Source organism: Pseudomonas frederiksbergensis (assembly GCF_001952935.1).
In the GTDB taxonomy this organism is placed as follows: domain Bacteria; phylum Pseudomonadota; class Gammaproteobacteria; order Pseudomonadales; family Pseudomonadaceae; genus Aquipseudomonas; species Aquipseudomonas frederiksbergensis.
The window spans coordinates 4,526,668-4,543,085 of record NZ_CP018319.1 but is presented as its reverse complement, the minus strand read 5'-3'; the positions used below and the strand labels follow the sequence as shown (position 1 = coordinate 4,543,085).

Annotated in this window: 11 protein-coding genes; 5 read left to right on the top strand and 6 right to left on the bottom strand. The window is 59.9% G+C overall.

Going from position 1 to position 16,418, the window contains the following annotated elements; all coding sequences use genetic code 11:
* Window positions 1–84 precede the first annotated feature (84 nt).
* The 3 genes from PFAS1_RS21095 to PFAS1_RS21085 form a co-directional block, all read right to left on the bottom strand.
* Window positions 85–1,329, bottom strand: coding sequence for a lipoprotein-releasing ABC transporter permease subunit (locus PFAS1_RS21095; RefSeq protein ID WP_076030387.1), 1,245 nt, complete (start codon window positions 1,327–1,329; stop codon window positions 85–87).
* Between the two features lie 66 nt (window positions 1,330–1,395).
* Complete coding sequence (gene lolD / locus PFAS1_RS21090; protein WP_162842853.1) at window positions 1,396–2,079, bottom strand: lipoprotein-releasing ABC transporter ATP-binding protein LolD; 684 nt, start codon at window positions 2,077–2,079, stop codon at window positions 1,396–1,398.
* A 7-nt stretch (window positions 2,080–2,086) separates the two neighbouring features.
* Window positions 2,087–3,337, bottom strand: a complete 1,251-nt coding sequence (locus PFAS1_RS21085; RefSeq protein WP_074875146.1) for a lipoprotein-releasing ABC transporter permease subunit — start codon at window positions 3,335–3,337, stop codon at window positions 2,087–2,089.
* Window positions 3,338–3,431: 94 nt separating this feature from the next.
* Between PFAS1_RS21085 and PFAS1_RS21080 the strand changes: the two genes are divergently transcribed.
* A complete protein-coding gene (locus PFAS1_RS21080) occupies window positions 3,432–4,013 on the top strand; it encodes a PilZ domain-containing protein (RefSeq protein ID WP_076030386.1) in 582 nt (193 codons plus the stop codon).
* A gap of 14 nt (window positions 4,014–4,027) precedes the next feature.
* Window positions 4,028–4,750 (top strand): glycerophosphodiester phosphodiesterase, encoded by a 723-nt coding sequence (locus PFAS1_RS21075; RefSeq protein WP_076030385.1) that lies wholly within the window; start codon window positions 4,028–4,030, stop codon window positions 4,748–4,750.
* A 42-nt stretch (window positions 4,751–4,792) separates the two neighbouring features.
* Here the strand turns inward: PFAS1_RS21075 and sthA are convergent, their stop codons facing one another.
* From sthA to PFAS1_RS21055, 3 genes are all read right to left on the bottom strand, one after another.
* On the bottom strand, window positions 4,793–6,187 hold the full coding sequence (gene sthA, locus PFAS1_RS21070) for a Si-specific NAD(P)(+) transhydrogenase (protein WP_074875140.1): 1,395 nt from the start codon (window positions 6,185–6,187) through the stop codon (window positions 4,793–4,795).
* 207 nt (window positions 6,188–6,394) lie between these two features.
* A complete protein-coding gene (locus PFAS1_RS21065; RefSeq protein ID WP_076030384.1) occupies window positions 6,395–7,381 on the bottom strand; it encodes an FAD:protein FMN transferase in 987 nt (328 codons plus the stop codon).
* A 364-nt stretch (window positions 7,382–7,745) separates the two neighbouring features.
* Complete coding sequence (locus PFAS1_RS21055) at window positions 7,746–9,194, bottom strand: glyceraldehyde-3-phosphate dehydrogenase (RefSeq protein ID WP_076030382.1); 1,449 nt, start codon at window positions 9,192–9,194, stop codon at window positions 7,746–7,748.
* A gap of 378 nt (window positions 9,195–9,572) precedes the next feature.
* Here PFAS1_RS21055 and mfd point away from each other — a divergent pair, with 378 nt between their 5' ends.
* The 3 genes from mfd to PFAS1_RS21040 are packed head-to-tail and all read left to right on the top strand — an operon-like array spanning window position 9,573 to window position 16,312.
* A complete protein-coding gene (gene mfd, locus PFAS1_RS21050; protein ID WP_074875134.1) occupies window positions 9,573–13,022 on the top strand; it encodes a transcription-repair coupling factor in 3,450 nt (1,149 codons plus the stop codon).
* A gap of 10 nt (window positions 13,023–13,032) precedes the next feature.
* Window positions 13,033–13,611, top strand: coding sequence for a CsiV family protein (locus PFAS1_RS21045; RefSeq protein ID WP_076030381.1), 579 nt, complete (start codon window positions 13,033–13,035; stop codon window positions 13,609–13,611).
* A gap of 10 nt (window positions 13,612–13,621) precedes the next feature.
* A complete protein-coding gene (locus PFAS1_RS21040) occupies window positions 13,622–16,312 on the top strand; it encodes a DEAD/DEAH box helicase (protein ID WP_076030380.1) in 2,691 nt (896 codons plus the stop codon).
* Window positions 16,313–16,418: the final 106 nt, after the last annotated feature.

Genomic DNA, 16,418 nt, shown 5'->3' with positions numbered 1-16,418 from the left:
GACGCTCTGCGTCCCATCCAAAGCCGAACGCAGAGCGTCCGCTGAGGCATTCCCACACAGAGCGTGGGAACGATCATGGGTGGCTTACGAATACCGCAACGCAGTAGCCGGCTCGACTTTCGCCGCACGCCATGCCGGGTAAACGGTGGCGAGGAAGCTCAGAATGAACCCCGCGGAGCAGATCAACAGCACATCCGCACCCTGCAGTTCGGAAGGCAGGTTACTGACGAAGTACACGTCTGAACTGAAGATGTGCTGACCGCTGACCCGCTCCATCCAGCCCACCAGTTCACTGACGTTCAGCGCCGCAATCACGCCAAGCACGCCACCAATCAACGTACCGACAACCCCGATCACGGTGCCCTGCACCATGAAGATCGCCATGATCTGTCGGGGCGTGGCGCCGATGGTCCGCAGGATCGCGATGTCCGCGCCCTTGTCGTTCACCACCATGATCAGGGTTGCGATGATGTTGAACGCCGCCACGGCGACGATCATCAGCAATAGCAAACCGATCATGGTTTTTTCCATCTTCATCGCACTGAACAGACTGCCCTGGGTGTGAGTCCAGTCATCAGCCTTGTAAGCGCTGCCCAGCCCGCCAGCAATATCGCTGGAAACCTTCGGCGCAGCGTACAAATCCTTTACCGCCAGGCGCACGCTCTGTACCTGATTCGGCGCCCAGTGCTGCATCTGCGCGGCATCGGCCACGTGGATCAGCGCCATGGAACCGTCCAGCTCGGCGCCCACCTTGAACACGCCGACCACGTTCAACCGCTGCATGCGCGGGGTGATGCCACCTGGTGCAGTGCTGATTTCCGGCACGATCAGGGTGATCTTGTCGCCAACGTTCAAGCGGAAGCGGCGCGCCGTGATCTCGCCGATCACCACGCCGAACTCACCCGGCTTCAAGGCATCGAGACGCCCCTGGACAATGTGCTGGGCAACGATCGACACCTTGCCTTCGAGCGCCGGATCAACGCCGCTGACCTGGATCGGCTGCATCGTCCCCTTATAGGACAGCATGCCTTCCATCTCAGTGAACGGCACGGCGGCCGTCACTTCCGGGTTCTTCATGGCCGCCGCAGCGACGGGTTGCCAATCGTCGATCGGATTGACGCCAACGATCGTCGCATGAGGCACCATGCCGAGGATGCGCGAGCTCATTTCGCGCTGGAAGCCGTTCATCACCGACAGCACCACGATCATCGCCAGCACGCCCAGGGCGAGACCGATCATCGAGGTCATCGAGATGAAGGAAACAAAGCGATTGCGGCGCTTGGCGCGGGTATAGCGCGCGCCGATAAAGATCGATAACGGTCTGAACATTCGCTGGGGCACCGTATAAAAATAAGAGACCCGGCGTACTTTTCAGTCACGCCGGGTTTCGGCCAATCAGATGGGCGTCAGGTAACCTTCCTGCAGATGCAGGACGCGATCCATCTGGCGAGCCAGGTTCATGTCGTGAGTCACCACCAGGAACGCCGTGCGCATCGAGGTGCTGAGTTCCAGCATCAAATCCTGAATGCCCTGGGCGGTGTGGGAATCGAGGTTGCCGGTCGGCTCGTCGAGCATCACCAGGCCTGGCTTGTTCACCAGGGCGCGGGCGATGGCCACACGCTGACGTTCACCACCGGACAATTCGGCCGGTTTGTGTTCCAGGCGATGGCCCAGCCCTACCCGCTCCAGCAATGCCGTCGCACGCTGACGCGCTTCAGGAATAGCCGTCTTGCCGATCAGCAGCGGCATGCAGACGTTTTCCAGCGCGGTGAACTCAGGCAGCAAGTGGTGGAACTGGTAAACGAAACCCAGTGACCGATTGCGCAGCAAACCACGAGACTTTTCGTTCAGCGCCGACAGCTCTTCACCGGCCAGCCAGACGCTGCCCTTGGTCGGAGTATCGAGGCCGCCGAGCAAGTTGAGCAAGGTACTTTTGCCCGACCCCGACGTACCGACAATCGCCACGCGCTCACCCGGATGCAGCTCCAGTTGCAGACCGGCCAGAACCTCTACCGACTCAGGGCCTTCCTCGTAGGATTTGCCCAGGTTGCGGCAGCTCAAGATTGCTTTATCACTCATGCCCGACTCACTCATAACGTAGCGCCTCCGCAGGCTGGGTGCGCGCGGCACGCCAGGCTGGATACAGGGTGGCGAGGAAACTCAGGACCAACGCGGCGGCGCAGACCATCAACACATCCTGGCTCTGCACTTGCGACGGCAGGTAATCGATGAAGTACACGTCGGCGTTGAGGAATTTGTGCCCGATCAGCCCTTCGAGGGCCGAGATGGCGGCGCTGACGTTCAGCGCGGCGAAGATCCCGACCACAGCGCCGATCAGCGTACCGATCACGCCAATGACCGTGCCCTGGACCATGAAGATCGCCATGATCTGCCCCGGCGTGGAACCCAGGGTGCGCAGAATCGCGATGTCGCCCTTCTTGTCGTTCACCACCATCACCAGCGTGGAAATGATATTGAAGGCCGCGACCGCAACGATCAGCAGCAACAGCAAACCGATCATGGCTTTTTCCATGCGGATCGCCTGATACAGATTGCCGTGGGTGCGCGTCCAGTCGCGGGCATAGAAATGGTCTTCGCCAAGTTGCTGGGCGATGGTCCACGCCACGCGTGGCGCCTGGAACAGGTCGTCGAATTTCAGGCGGATGCCCTGGACCTGATCCGGTTTCCAGCGATGCAATTTGGCCAGATCCTGCAGATTGGTGATGCCCAGGTAACCGTCCAGTTCACCGGCGCCGACATGGAAGATGCCGACCACGGTAAAGCGTTTCATGCGCGGGAACATCCCGGCCGGGGTCACGGTGACTTCCGGCGCCACGAACGTCAGCTTGTCGCCGATCGCCGCACCCAGCTTGGCCGCGGCCTTGTCACCGATAACGATGCCGAAACTGCCCGGCGCCAGGTCATCGAGCTTGCCCTGCTGCATGAAGTTATCAATGATCGAGACCTGTCGCTCCAGCGCAGGGTCGATGGCATTGAGCAGGACTTTGGACACCTTGCCGTTATTGGTCAGCAACCCCTGCATCTGGGTAAACGGCGCCACGGCCGTCACCTGCGGGTTCTGCTTGACCTTGGCGGCCAGGCTTTGCCAGTCACTGATCGGCTCACCGGACTCGATGGTCGCGTGGGGCACCATGCCCAGCACGCGGGTGCGCATCTCATGATCGAAGCCGTTCATGACCGACAGCACCACGATCATCACGACCACGCCGAGGGCGAGTCCGATCATCGAGGTCAGGGAAATGAATGACACAAAATGATTGCGACGCTTTGCACGGGTATAACGCGTGCCAATAAATACGAAGAGAGGTCTGAACATGTCGGGGCTTGTTCGGAGGGAAAAGGAACGTCCTTGTGGCGGGGGTCGATAACCAGCTTTACACTCAGACCACCGCCGCTACCATGGGTTCGCCATGTCGACATTAGATGAAGAAGATCGCCGCGAATACTACCGTATCGAGGACACGATCGCACTGGAAATTCGGCCCCTGTCCGCTCCCGAAGCCGCAGGCCAGGAAGTGTTGCAGGATGCTTCCCCTCTGTTCAACTTGCTCAGCGAACTGCACCTGAGCGAATTCGAGTCACAGCACCTGTTGCGTCAGATCAGTGAGCGCGACCGGAATCTCGCGGCGTTCCTGAAATCCCAGAATAAACGCATCGATTTGCTGAGCCAGGTGATCGCCATCACCGTGCTCGGGCAGATCGGCGAACCGCAGCCGGTGATCATTTCCGAAGGCGGGATCGACTTTCAACATCCGACCCCCATTGCCGAGGGCGCGCACCTGTCGATCAAACTGGTGCTGATGCCGCAAGCCCTCGGGCTCTTGTTGCGGGCTCGCGTCACCCATTGCGATCGCAAAGGCGACAGCTACGACGTCGGCACCGAGTTCGAATACCCGACCGATGCCCAGCGCCAATTGCTGGCCCGCTACATTTTGCAGAAGCAGGCCCAGGAACGACGCCTGGCCCGCGAACAAAACGAATCAGGCATTTAATTTAAGGAAGAACCGTGACCCTCATCTACGGCCATCGCGGCGCCAAGGGCGAAGCACCGGAAAATACGCTGACCAGTTTTCAGCAATGCCTCAAGCACGGCGTGCGCCGTTGCGAACTGGACCTGCACCTGTCCATGGACGGCGAGTTGATGGTCATCCACGACCCGACACTCAAGCGCACCACCGACCGTCGCGGCAAAGTCGTCGAACACACAGCGGCCGAGTTGGTGACCTACGACGCGCGCACTGGCGGCCCGGGCTGGATCAAACCGTGCCCGATTCCAACACTGGAAGAACTGTTCGAGAAATGCGATTTCGAGCACTGGCAACTGGAAGTCAAAAGCGCTTCACGCACCCGCGCTGCGACAACCGTACTGGCGATTCGCGAAATGGCTCAGCGTTTCGGCTTGCTCGACAAGGTCACGATCACCTCGAGTTCGCGGGAAGTATTGAAAGCTGCGCTGGACTTCGTGCCGGACGTGTCCCGCGGATTGGTTGCCGAGTACGCCTGGCTCGATCCGTTGAAGGTCGCGCAAAGCTATGGCTGCGAGATTCTGGCGCTGAACTGGACCCTGTGTACGCCGGAACGCCTGCAGAAGGCGCAGCGCCAGGGGCTGCATGTGTCGGTATGGACAGTCAACGAGCCCGCGCTAATGCGCAGACTCGCCGACTTCGGCGTTGACAGCCTGATTACAGACTTTCCCGGTTTGGCCATCGCCACGCTCGAGAATTGCTGAAATCGGTCTCCCCGGCCGGCTCAGGCCACCGGCCGGAGCCGCTCAAAAAAGCCGGTTGAGGCCATCGTACGCCGCTACCCGATAGGCTTCGGCCATGGTCGGGTAGTTGAACGTCGTGTTGACGAAGTACTTCAGCGTGTTCTGTTCGCCCGGCTGGTTCATGATCGCCTGACCGATGTGAACGATCTCCGACGCCTGATAACCGAAGCAGTGAACGCCCAGCACTTCCAGGGTATCGCGGTGGAACAGGATCTTCAGCATGCCTTGCGGTTCGCCGGCAATTTGCGCACGCGCCATGCCCTTGAAGAACGCCTTGCCCACTTCATATGGCACCTTGGCCTGAGTCAGCTCCTGCTCGTTCTTGCCGATCGAGCTGATCTCCGGAATGGTGTAGATGCCGGTCGGCACGTCGTTGACGAAGCGCCAGCTTTGGTTGTCAACGATGCTGCCAGCGGCCGAACGACCCTGGTCGTGAGCAGCACTGGCCAGGCTCGGCCAACCAATCACGTCGCCGGCGCCGTAGATGTTCGGCTTGCAGGTACGGTAGGCCTCGTCTACTTCGATCTGGCCACGGCTATTGACCTTCACGCCGATGTTTTCCAGACCCAACTGATCAGTGTTGCCGGTACGGCCGTTGCACCAGAGCAAGGCGTCGGCCTTGATTTTCTTGCCGGACTTGAGGTGCAGGATCACGCCGTTGTCCACGCCCTCGACGCGGTCGTAGTCTTCGTTGTGGCGAACCGTGATGTTGTTGTTGCTGAAGTGATAGCTCAGGGCCTGGGAAATTTCCGAGTCGAGGAAGCTCAGCAACTGACCGCGGTTGTCCACCAGTTCAACCAATACACCCAGACCGCTGAAGATCGACGCGTACTCGCAACCGATCACGCCGGCGCCGTAAACAATGAGTTTGCGCGGGGTGTGGCCGAGGCTGAGGATGGTGTCGCTATCGTAGATACGCGGGTGATGGAAATCGATGTCCGCCGGACGATAAGGGCGCGAGCCGGTGGCGATGATGATGTGCTTGGCCACCAGTTTTTCGACCACGCCGTTGGCGCAGACCACTTCGATGGTTTGCTCGTCGGCGAAGCTGCCGGTGCCGAAGAACACGTCGACACGGTTACGGGCGTAGTAGCCGGTGCGCGATGCGACTTGTTTGGAGATGACTTTTTCAGCGCTTTTCAACACGTCCGGGAACGAGAACCAGCGTGGCTCACCAATGGCCCGGAACATCGGGTTGGTGTTGAACTGCATGATCTGCCGGACCGAGTGACGCAGTGCCTTGGACGGGATGGTGCCCAGGTGGGTGCAGTTGCCGCCGACCTGGCGACGGCTATCGACCATCGCCACCTTGCGCCCTGCTTTGGCGGCGTTCATTGCCGCGCCTTCTCCCGCCGGGCCGGAACCCAGCACCACCACGTCGTAGTTGTAGACAGCCATGCATACTCCTCAGAACAGGCCGCGGCGCCCTCGGCACCTGCGGCTAAATCACGCCGATCTGCGGCGTGAAGGAACAATTTGGGGCCAGTGCAGAACCCGGACACAGTCTATATAAGCGTCAACGCCGCGCACATTAACCCTTGGTCGCGTCGTAGGCTAGTTTTGCCTGCACTACACCGCCAGTCTTTGCTGCTTGAATCGCCCTGATCACTTGGCTTTTGCGCCACTCAGGCGTTCAAAAGCCTGCGTGGTTCGTGTGACGAATCCTGTATCGGCACGAATCACAAAGAATGCACCGATGTCATGCGCTTGGGCATAGTCCCAACCCCTTTCGGGCCCCAGAATCAGCAACAGCGTCGATAAGCCATCGGCCATCAACGCTGAAGGATGAATCACCGTGACTGACGCCAGGGTGTGTAGGACCGGCGCCCCGGTGCGGGCATCGAAGGTGTGGGAGTAACGCCGACCGTCCCGCTCGAAATAGTTGCGGTAATCGCCGGAAGTGGAAACGCCGTAGCCGTCTACGGCGATGATGCGCTCGGCCACTCGCTGGTCGTCGCGGGGTTCTTCCAGGGCGACGCGCCACGGCGAGCCGTCGAATTTTTTGCCCGCTGCCTTGAGCTCACCAGTGGCTTCGGCGAGGTAGTTGTGGATGCCCATTGCTTCGAGTTTTGCGGCAATTGTATCGACCGCGTAACCGGCGGCGACGCTGTTGAAGTCGACCTCTACCGCGGCGTCTTTGCACAACCGATCGCCGTCGATACGCAGGTGCTGGTAACCGACTCGCTGCCTGACTTCGGCGAGCGCTTCGGCAGTCGGGACTTTTTCTTCACGGCCCTGCGGGCCAAAGCCCCAGAGATTGAGCAGCGGTTCCACGGTCAGGTCGTAGGAGCCTTCGCTTTGCGAAGACAGTTGCTCGCCCACACGGATCAATTCGAGCACCGGGCCAGGCATGACCTGACAGCGGCCGGCCGGCAGTGCGTTGAAGCGTTCGATAACCGAGTCGCTGCGATAGGTCGAGAATTGTCGATCCACTTCAGCGAGGATATTTTCTACTTCAGCCTGCACCGCTTTCAGCCCGGGCGTGGAGGAATGCCTTACGTATTGAATGGAATAACGACTGCCCATGGTCGGGCCGTCGAAGCGTTCCAGGCTGTCGCCGTTGCCACAACCGGACAAAACACCGGCCAGCATCACAACCCCAGTCCACCGTCCAGTTAACAAATCTTCATCCCCCCTCAAAACCGCGCCCGCCATTATGAGCTTCAGAGCACACGAGAGCGAGGTCTGCCAGCGCCCATCAGTCAAACGCAAAACCTGTGGGAGCTGAGTTGCGGACAGCGTAGGCCGCTGTGGTTGGCGGCGCCTGATCGATCACTCTCGTCGACAAGATCGTTCCCACGCTCTGCGTGGGAATGCCTCAATGGACGCTCCGCGTCCGCTTCGGCAGGGACGCGGAGCGTCCCGGGCTGCATTCCCACGCGGAGCGTGGGAACGATCACCGCACAAACAAAAACGCCCCGACCAAAGTCGGGGCGTTTTCATGTGCAGCTAACGCTTAGCGCGGGAATGCTGGCGGGTTTACACCAGCCATGTCTTCCATCACGCGAACCACCTGGCAGCTGTAACCGAATTCGTTGTCGTACCAAACGTACAGAACAACGCGGTTGTCTTGACTGATGGTTGCTTCAGCGTCCACCACGCCTGCGTGGCGCGAGCCAACGAAGTCGGTGGAAACCACTTCCTGCGAATTGACGTAGTCGATTTGCTTATGCAGGTCGGAGTGCAGCGCCATGTAGCGCAGGTACTCGTTCATTTCTTCACGGGTGGCGGCTTTCTCAAGGTTCAGGTTGAGAATGGCCATCGACACGTTAGGCGTCGGAACGCGGATCGCGTTACCGGTCAGCTTGCCGGCCAGCTCAGGCAGTGCCTTGGCAGCAGCGGTGGCAGCACCGGTCTCGGTGATTACCATGTTCAACGCGGCGCTACGGCCACGACGATCGCCTTTGTGGAAGTTGTCGATCAGGTTCTGGTCGTTGGTGTACGAGTGAACCGTTTCAACGTGACCGTTGATGATGCCGAACTTGTCGTTGACAGCCTTGAGCACCGGCACGATGGCGTTGGTGGTGCAGGAAGCCGCGGAAACGATCTTGTCATCAGCGGTGATTTCACCGTGGTTGATACCGTGAACGATGTTCTTCAGCTTGCCTTTGCCCGGCGCGGTCAGAACAACGCGATCGATACCCGGGCAAGCCAGGTGCTGGCCCAGACCGTCGGCGTCACGCCATACACCGGTGTTGTCCACCAGCAGCGCGTCTTTGATGCCGTACTGGGTGTAGTCCACTTCAGTAGGGTTTTTCGCGTAGATAACCTGGATCAGGTTGCCGTTGGCGGTGATGGTGTTGTTGGCTTCATCAATGGTGATGGTGCCATTGAACGAACCGTGTACCGAGTCGCGGCGCAGCAGGCTGGCGCGTTTGATCAGATCGTTTTCGGCGCCCTTGCGGACAACGATGGCGCGCAGACGCAGGCCGTCGCCACCACCGGTTTTCTCGATCAGGATGCGCGCCAGCAGACGGCCGATACGACCGAAGCCGTACAGAACAACGTCGGTGCCTTTGCGCGCGGAAACATTTTGCTGACCAACGACGTCAGCCAGTTCTTCACGGACGAACTGCTCGGCAGTACGGCCATTGCCTTCAGCCTTGAATTTGACTGCAAGCTTGCCCAGGTCTACCGAGGCAGCGCCGAGCTTGAGCTCGCTCATTGCCTTGAGCAGCGGGAATGTTTCGTGGACGGACAATTCGCTGTCATCGGACTGGCGATGGCGAGCAAAGCGGTGAGCTTTGAGAATCGCGATGACAGACTGGTTGATCAGACTGCGGCCATAGATCGAGCTCACCACGTTGTTATTGCGGTAGAGCTGACCGATAAGCGGAATCATCGCTTCTGCGAGTGCTTCACGGTCGATCCATTCACCAAGACACTGGTCGGGCTTCTGAGTCACGGGAACCTTCCACTATGTAGGGGCAGAAAAAAGGGGCTACATTATGCCGCCGAGTGCCTCCCGTAGCAATGCGCGCTTGTCGCGCGACCAGTAACAAAATCCACTTCAAAAAAATGACGCACGGCTCAAGCCCAATAAAACCGGGGCCTGCAACGCAGTCATTTTTTCGGAGACATCGCTGTCTTGTCTGTAACCCTCCGTAACACCCAATCGTTTTGCCACTACATATTCGGTCTTTTTTACTAAAAAACGGGCCGATTTTGTCTTTACCACTACATTTCGCCCAACCTGCGTAATAGACACATCTGCAACTGACAGGCGGCACCCGGGACCGCTACAATTACCGACTTTGTCGCAACGCTTGGAGCTCAACCTTCCGTGCCCGTTCTGCGTCTACCGCTTCTCCCTGCCGCGGCAGGTAAACAGCACTGGGGCAACCTGCCCGGTGCCGCCCTGAGCCTCGCCATTGCCGAGGCCGCCAGCGCTGCCAAGCGCTTCACCCTGCTGCTGACCGCCGACAGCCAAAGTGCCGAACGGCTGGAACAGGAGCTGAGTTTCTTCGCCCCGGATTTGCCGGTGCTGCATTTCCCGGACTGGGAAACCCTGCCCTACGATCTGTTTTCGCCGCACCAGGACATTATTTCCCAGCGCATCTCCGCGTTGTATCGGTTGCCGGAGCTGAGTCATGGCGTTCTGGTCGTACCGATCACCACGGCCCTGCATCGCCTGGCGCCGACCAAATTCCTGCTCGGCAGCAGCCTGGTGCTCGACATCGGTCAGAAACTCGATGTCGAGCAGATGCGCACCCGGCTTGAGGCCAGCGGCTATCGATACGTCGATACCGTCTACGAGCATGGCGAATTTACCGTGCGCGGCTCGTTGATCGATCTGTTCCCGATGGGCAGCAAACTGCCTTTCCGCATCGACCTGTTCGACGACGAAATCGAGACCCTTCGAACCTTCGATCCGGAAAACCAGCGCTCCATCGACAAGGTTGAAACGGTTCGCCTCCTGCCAGCGAGAGAATTTCCGCTGCAAAAGGATGCGGTCACCCGCTTCAAGGCGCGCTTCCGTGAGCGTTTCGATGTCGATTTCCGCCGCTGCCCGATCTTCCAGGACTTGAGCAGCGGGATTACACCGGCCGGTATCGAGTACTACCTGCCGCTGTTCTTCGACGACACTTCCACGCTGTTCGATTACCTGCCCCAAGACACGCAAGTGTTTTCCTTGCCGGGTATCGAGCAGGCGGCGGAAAACTTCTGGAACGACGTGCGCAATCGCTATGAAGAGCGTCGCGTCGATCCGGCCCGTCCTTTATTGCCGCCCGCCGAGTTGTTCCTGCCGGTGGAAGATTGCTTCGCGCGCCTGAAAAACTGGCCGCGCGTGGTTGCCAGTCAACAGGACGTGGAAACCGGCGTCGGCCGCGAGCGGTTCCCCGCTCGAGAGCTGCCGAACCTGGCCATCGAAGCCAAGGCCACCCAACCGTTGGCGGCGCTGGCGGGTTTCCTCGACGAATTTCCCGGTCGCGTGCTGTTTACCGCCGAATCCGCGGGCCGTCGTGAAGTGCTGCTGGAATTGCTCGAACGCCTGAAGCTGCGGCCGAAAACCGTCGACAGCTGGCCGGATTTCGTCGCGAGCAAAGAACGCCTGGCGATCACCATCGCGCCGCTCGACGAAGGTCTGGTGCTCGATGACCCGGCGCTGGCCCTGGTCGCCGAAAGCCCGTTGTTCGGTCAGCGCGTGATGCAACGCCGTCGCCGCGAGAAACGCGCCGACGCCAACAATGATGCCGTAATCAAAAACCTCACCGAGCTGCGCGAAGGCGCGCCGGTGGTGCATATCGATCACGGCGTCGGTCGCTATCTCGGGCTGACAATCCTGGAAATCGACAGTCAGGCCGCTGAGTTCCTGACCCTCGAATACGCCGAAAACGCCAAGCTGTACGTGCCGGTGGCCAATCTGCATCTGATCGCCCGATACACCGGCAGCGACGATGCCCTGGCCCCGCTGCACCGCCTCGGCTCCGAGACCTGGCAGAAAGCCAAACGCAAAGCCGCCGAACAGGTGCGCGACGTGGCCGCCGAGTTGCTCGACATCTATGCCCGCCGCGCCGCTCGCGAAGGTTATGCCTTCGCCGACCCGAAAGCCGATTACGCGACCTTCAGCGCCGGCTTCCCGTTCGAAGAAACCCCGGACCAGCAAACCACCATCGACGCCGTGCGCGCCGACATGCTCGCGCCGAAACCGATGGACCGCCTGGTCTGCGGCGACGTTGGCTTCGGCAAGACCGAAGTGGCGATGCGCGCCGCGTTCATCGCGGTACACGGCGGTCGTCAGGTGGCGATTCTGGTACCGACCACCCTGCTCGCCCAGCAACACTACAACAGCTTCCGCGACCGCTTCGCCGATTGGCCGGTGAGCGTGGAAGTGATGAGCCGCTTCAAATCGACCAAAGAAGTGAATGCGGCGGTCGCGGACCTGGCCGAAGGCAAGATCGACATCGTCATCGGCACACACAAGCTGCTGCAGGATGACGTGAAAATCAAAAACCTGGGGCTGGTGATCATCGACGAAGAGCACCGATTTGGGGTCCGCCAGAAGGAACAGCTCAAGGCCCTGCGCAGTGAAGTCGATATCCTGACCCTGACTGCCACGCCGATTCCGCGCACGCTGAACATGGCCGTGTCGGGCATGCGCGATCTGTCGATCATCGCCACGCCGCCGGCCCGTCGCCTGTCGGTACGCACGTTCGTCATGGAGCAGAACAAGAGCACGGTCAAAGAGGCCTTGCTCCGTGAGCTGTTGCGTGGCGGTCAGGTCTACTACCTGCACAATGATGTGAAAACCATTGAGAAATGCGCCGCCGACCTCGCCGAACTGGTGCCGGAAGCACGGATCGGCATCGGCCACGGGCAGATGCGCGAACGCGATCTCGAACAAGTAATGAGCGACTTCTACCACAAGCGCTTCAACGTGCTGATCGCCTCGACCATCATCGAGACCGGCATTGACGTGCCGAGCGCCAACACCATCATCATCGAGCGCGCCGACAAGTTCGGCCTGGCGCAGCTGCACCAGTTGCGCGGCCGGGTCGGTCGCAGTCACCACCAGGCTTACGCTTATTTGCTGACGCCGCCGCGCCAGCAAATCACGCCTGACGCCGAAAAACGTCTGGAAGCGATCGCCAATACCCAGGACCTCGGCGCGGGCTTCGTGCTCGCCACCAACGACCTGGAAATCCGTGGTGCCGGCGAATTGCTCGGCGATGGGCAGAGCGGACAGATCCAGGCTGTCGGTTTCACCCTGTACATGGAAATGCTCGAGCGCGCGGTGAAGTCGATCCGCAAGGGCGAACAACCGAACCTCGACCAGCCGCTCGGCGGTGGTCCGGAAGTCAATCTGCGGGTACCGGCGTTGATTCCCGAGGACTATCTGCCAGACGTACACGCCCGACTGATTCTCTACAAACGCATCGCCTCGGCCACCGACGAGGAAGGCCTCAAGGACTTGCAGGTGGAGATGATCGATCGTTTCGGTCTGCTGCCGGAGCCGACCAAGAACCTGATGCGCATTACCGCGCTGAAATTGCAGGCCGAGCTACTGGGCATCAAGAAAGTCGACGGCGGCCCGCAAGGTGGCCGAATCGAGTTCGCGGCGCAAACACCGGTCGACCCGCTGACGCTGATCAAGTTGATCCAGAGCCAGCCAAAACGCTACAAATTCGAAGGCGCCACGATGTTTAAATTCCAGGTGCCGATGGAGCGCCCGGAAGAGCGCTTTAATACTGTAGAGGCGCTGTTTGAGCACCTCATTCCGAAAACTGCTTGAAGGACGCCGCATGCGCCTGTTCCGCTCACTGACCTCGTTGACCATGTTATTAACAGCGCTGGTCACCCCTACGGCATTTGCCGATGACTTGTATCAGATTGAAATGATTCTGGTCCGCCAAAACGCCGTGCCCGCTATCGTCAGCCGCGCCGCGCCGGAAGACTGGGCGGCTGGAGCTCAGCCCATCAGCCCCGACAGCCTGCGCACACCAAGCCTCAATGCTGAAGTGGAAAAACTCACCGCCAGTAATGAATACACGGTGTTGCTGCACAAGGCCTGGCAACAGAACCTTGGCGAAGAGGCCAGCAAAGTTGCGATCAGCGAGGGCAAGGAACAGTTCGGCCAGTACCCGATCGAGGGCACGCTGAGCATGAAACTGGGGCGTTTCACCGACGTCGACGCCGACTTCTGGGTTAACCAGATCGACGCCAACGGCATGGTCACCGCCAGCGAACGCATGAAACAGGAAAGCCACACCAAGAACGGCCAGTTGAACTTCCTCGACAATGGCCACTTGGGCCTGTTGATCAAGATCACCTCGCTCACCTCCCCTGCGCCTCGGCCAGCCCCCGAAGAAATTCCGGACTGATTGAGTCCTTATGTCAGCGACCCTGAGCAAACCCCTGGCACCTTCCTGGGTCAGCCGATTCAAGGAACAGAGCCTGGAGCGTGGCCGTCGCTACGCTTTGGAGAACCGCGTCAGGATCATCGAGGCCGGTGACGCCACCATCATTGCCGTCTGCGAGGGCTCTGGCGGCAATGTTTACCGTCAGACCATTCGCCTGCGCGAGTCAGCCAAAGCCACGTTGCTGATGATCGACGCCACCTGCACCTGCCCGGTCCACAACAACTGCAAACACTGCGCAGCGGTGCTACTGAAAGTGCAGGAAACCCTGGCCTACCCCGCCGCCGCGCAAGACGCCGAGCTACTCGAGAAACTTCAAGCAGTACTGGAAAACCGTAGCCCGAAGCCCCCGCAAGTACTGGTGGATAACGTGCAGCCGGTGCCGCGCTTGTGGCTGGCGAGCATCGAGTTCAGCGCCTTCGAACCGCGTAACGGCAAGATGCAACGTTACATTCAGCATCGCGCGGCGTTGTCATTCGGCTATCTGGATGAATACGTTTCCGGACAGAAGAACGCCGACATCCTGATTCGCCAGGAGACGCAAACGCTGCGGGTTAAACGCCACCCGGAAGTCGAACAGACCTACAGGGAACAGCTACGAATTCTTGGCTTCAAGGTCGCCACCCGGCAAAGCAAAGCCTTGCCGGAAAGTGCCGGCGAACTTTTCGAGATGGTCAACGACAGCGCCTGGCTGACCTTCACCCTCAATGAACTGCCGAAGCTGCGTACCCAGGGTTGGGAGTTGCAGATCGACGAAGACTTCGGCTTCGACCTGACCGCCGTGGACGATTGGTACGCCACCGTCGAACAGGCACCGGAGCGTGACTGGTTCGATCTGGAGCTGGGAATCATCGTCAACGGCGAACGGCTGAGCCTGCTGCCGATACTGCTGAACCTGATGCGTTCTCACACCGAGATCCTCAACCCGGAACGCCTTGCACGGCGGCGCGACGACGAGTTGATCCTGGTGAACATCCCCAATCGCCCGAACTCCGAGCACGGACCATTGCAAGTCGCCCTGCCCTTCGGCCGATTGAAACCGGTGCTGGCGACCCTCGGCGAGTTCTACCTGCAAGGGCCTGGCGAAACGACGCTGCGCCTGAGCAAGGCCGATGCCACGCGCCTGAATCCGCTGGAAGACCTGCCGCTGCTTTGGGAGGGCGGCGAGCAAATTCGCACCTTTGCCCAGCGGCTGCGGGACATCAAGGACTTTACCTCGACTGCACCGGAAGGCCTGAACGCGACCTTGCGCCCCTATCAGCTGGAAGGCTTGAGCTGGATGCAGTCGTTGCGCCAACTGGAAGTCGGCGGGATTCTCGCGGACGACATGGGGCTGGGCAAAACCCTACAGACCTTGGCGCACATTCTCAGTGAGAAGAACGCCGGACGCCTTGATCGGCCGTGCATGGTGGTGATGCCGACCAGCCTGATCCCCAACTGGCTGGATGAGGCGGCGCACTTCACGCCGCAACTCAAAGTGCTGGCGCTGTACGGTGCCAGTCGCAAAAAGCATTTCGACACGCTGGCCGATTACGACCTGATCCTGACCACCTATGCGCTGCTGCCCAAGGACGTCGAACGTCTCGCCGCGCAACCTTTGCACGTACTGGTTCTGGACGAGGCGCAATACATCAAGAACCCCAACAGCAAGGCCGCCCATGCTGCCCGCGAATTGAATGCCCGCCAGCGTCTGTGTCTGAGCGGCACACCACTGGAAAACCACCTGGGTGAGCTGTGGTCGCTGTTTCACTTCCTGCTGCCCGGCTGGCTGGGTGACGTGAAAAGCTTCAACCGCGATTACCGCGTGCCCATCGAAAAGCGCGCCAGCGAAGTACGACTTCAGCACCTCAACGGTCGGATAAAACCGTTCCTGCTGCGTCGAACCAAAGAGCAAGTGGCAACCGAGTTGCCGCCGAAAACCGAAATCATCCATTGGGTCGAACTCAACGAAGCCCAGCGCGACGTGTACGAAACCATGCGCCTGGCGATGGACAAGAAAGTCCGCGACGAGATCACCCGCAAGGGCGTGGCGCGCAGCCAGATCATCATTCTTGAGGCGCTGCTGAAGCTGCGTCAGGTTTGCTGCGATTTGCGTCTGGTCAACGATGCCACCCTGCCCACTCGCGGGAGCACGTCGGGCAAGCTCGACAGCCTGATGGAAATGCTTGAGGAATTGTTCGATGAAGGTCGGCGGATCCTGCTGTTCTCGCAGTTCACTTCAATGCTGTCGTTGATTGAAGATGAGCTGAAAAAACGCGGAGTCGATTATGCGCTGCTGACCGGCCAGACCCGCGACCGGCGCGCACAGGTCAAAGACTTCCAGAGCGGCAAGCGTCAGATTTTTCTGATCAGCCTGAAGGCGGGTGGCGTCGGTCTGAACCTGACCGAAGCCGACACGGTGATTCACTACGATCCATGGTGGAACCCGGCGACGGAAAACCAGGCCACTGACCGAGCGTATCGCATTGGCCAGGAGAAACCGGTGTTCGTCTACAAGATGATTGCCAGGGGTACGGTCGAAGAGAAGATTCAGCATCTGCAGAAGGAAAAATCCGACCTGGCAGCTGGCGTGCTGGACGGACGCCAGACCGGGGACTGGAAGTTGCAGAGTGATGATATTGAAGCGTTGTTTGCGCCACTGCCGGACAAGCTGGAAAAGCGCTGAGATAGTCGCCGCCTGGTAGGTCGCTTTCGCGAGCAAGTCGATCGCCTCACCGCCTCTCCCACAGGGTTAACCTCAACCCTGTGGGAGCGTGGCTTGCCCGCGATGG

What these genes read in the sequence shown, in the direction of transcription:
- sthA (WP_074875140.1), bottom strand. Translation starts at nt 6,187, where the DNA reads ATGGCTGTCTACAACTACGACGTGGTGGTGCTGGGTTCCGGCCCGGCG.
- lolD (WP_162842853.1), bottom strand. Translation starts at nt 2,079, where the DNA reads ATGAGTGATAAAGCAATCTTGAGCTGCCGCAACCTGGGCAAATCCTAC.
- PFAS1_RS21095 (WP_076030387.1), bottom strand. Translation starts at nt 1,329, where the DNA reads ATGTTCAGACCGTTATCGATCTTTATCGGCGCGCGCTATACCCGCGCC.
- PFAS1_RS21040 (WP_076030380.1), top strand. Translation starts at nt 13,622, where the DNA reads ATGTCAGCGACCCTGAGCAAACCCCTGGCACCTTCCTGGGTCAGCCGA.
- PFAS1_RS21045 (WP_076030381.1), top strand. Translation starts at nt 13,033, where the DNA reads ATGCGCCTGTTCCGCTCACTGACCTCGTTGACCATGTTATTAACAGCG.
- PFAS1_RS21080 (WP_076030386.1), top strand. Translation starts at nt 3,432, where the DNA reads ATGTCGACATTAGATGAAGAAGATCGCCGCGAATACTACCGTATCGAG.
- PFAS1_RS21065 (WP_076030384.1), bottom strand. Translation starts at nt 7,381, where the DNA reads ATGCTGGCCGGTGTTTTGTCCGGTTGTGGCAACGGCGACAGCCTGGAA.
- PFAS1_RS21085 (WP_074875146.1), bottom strand. Translation starts at nt 3,337, where the DNA reads ATGTTCAGACCTCTCTTCGTATTTATTGGCACGCGTTATACCCGTGCA.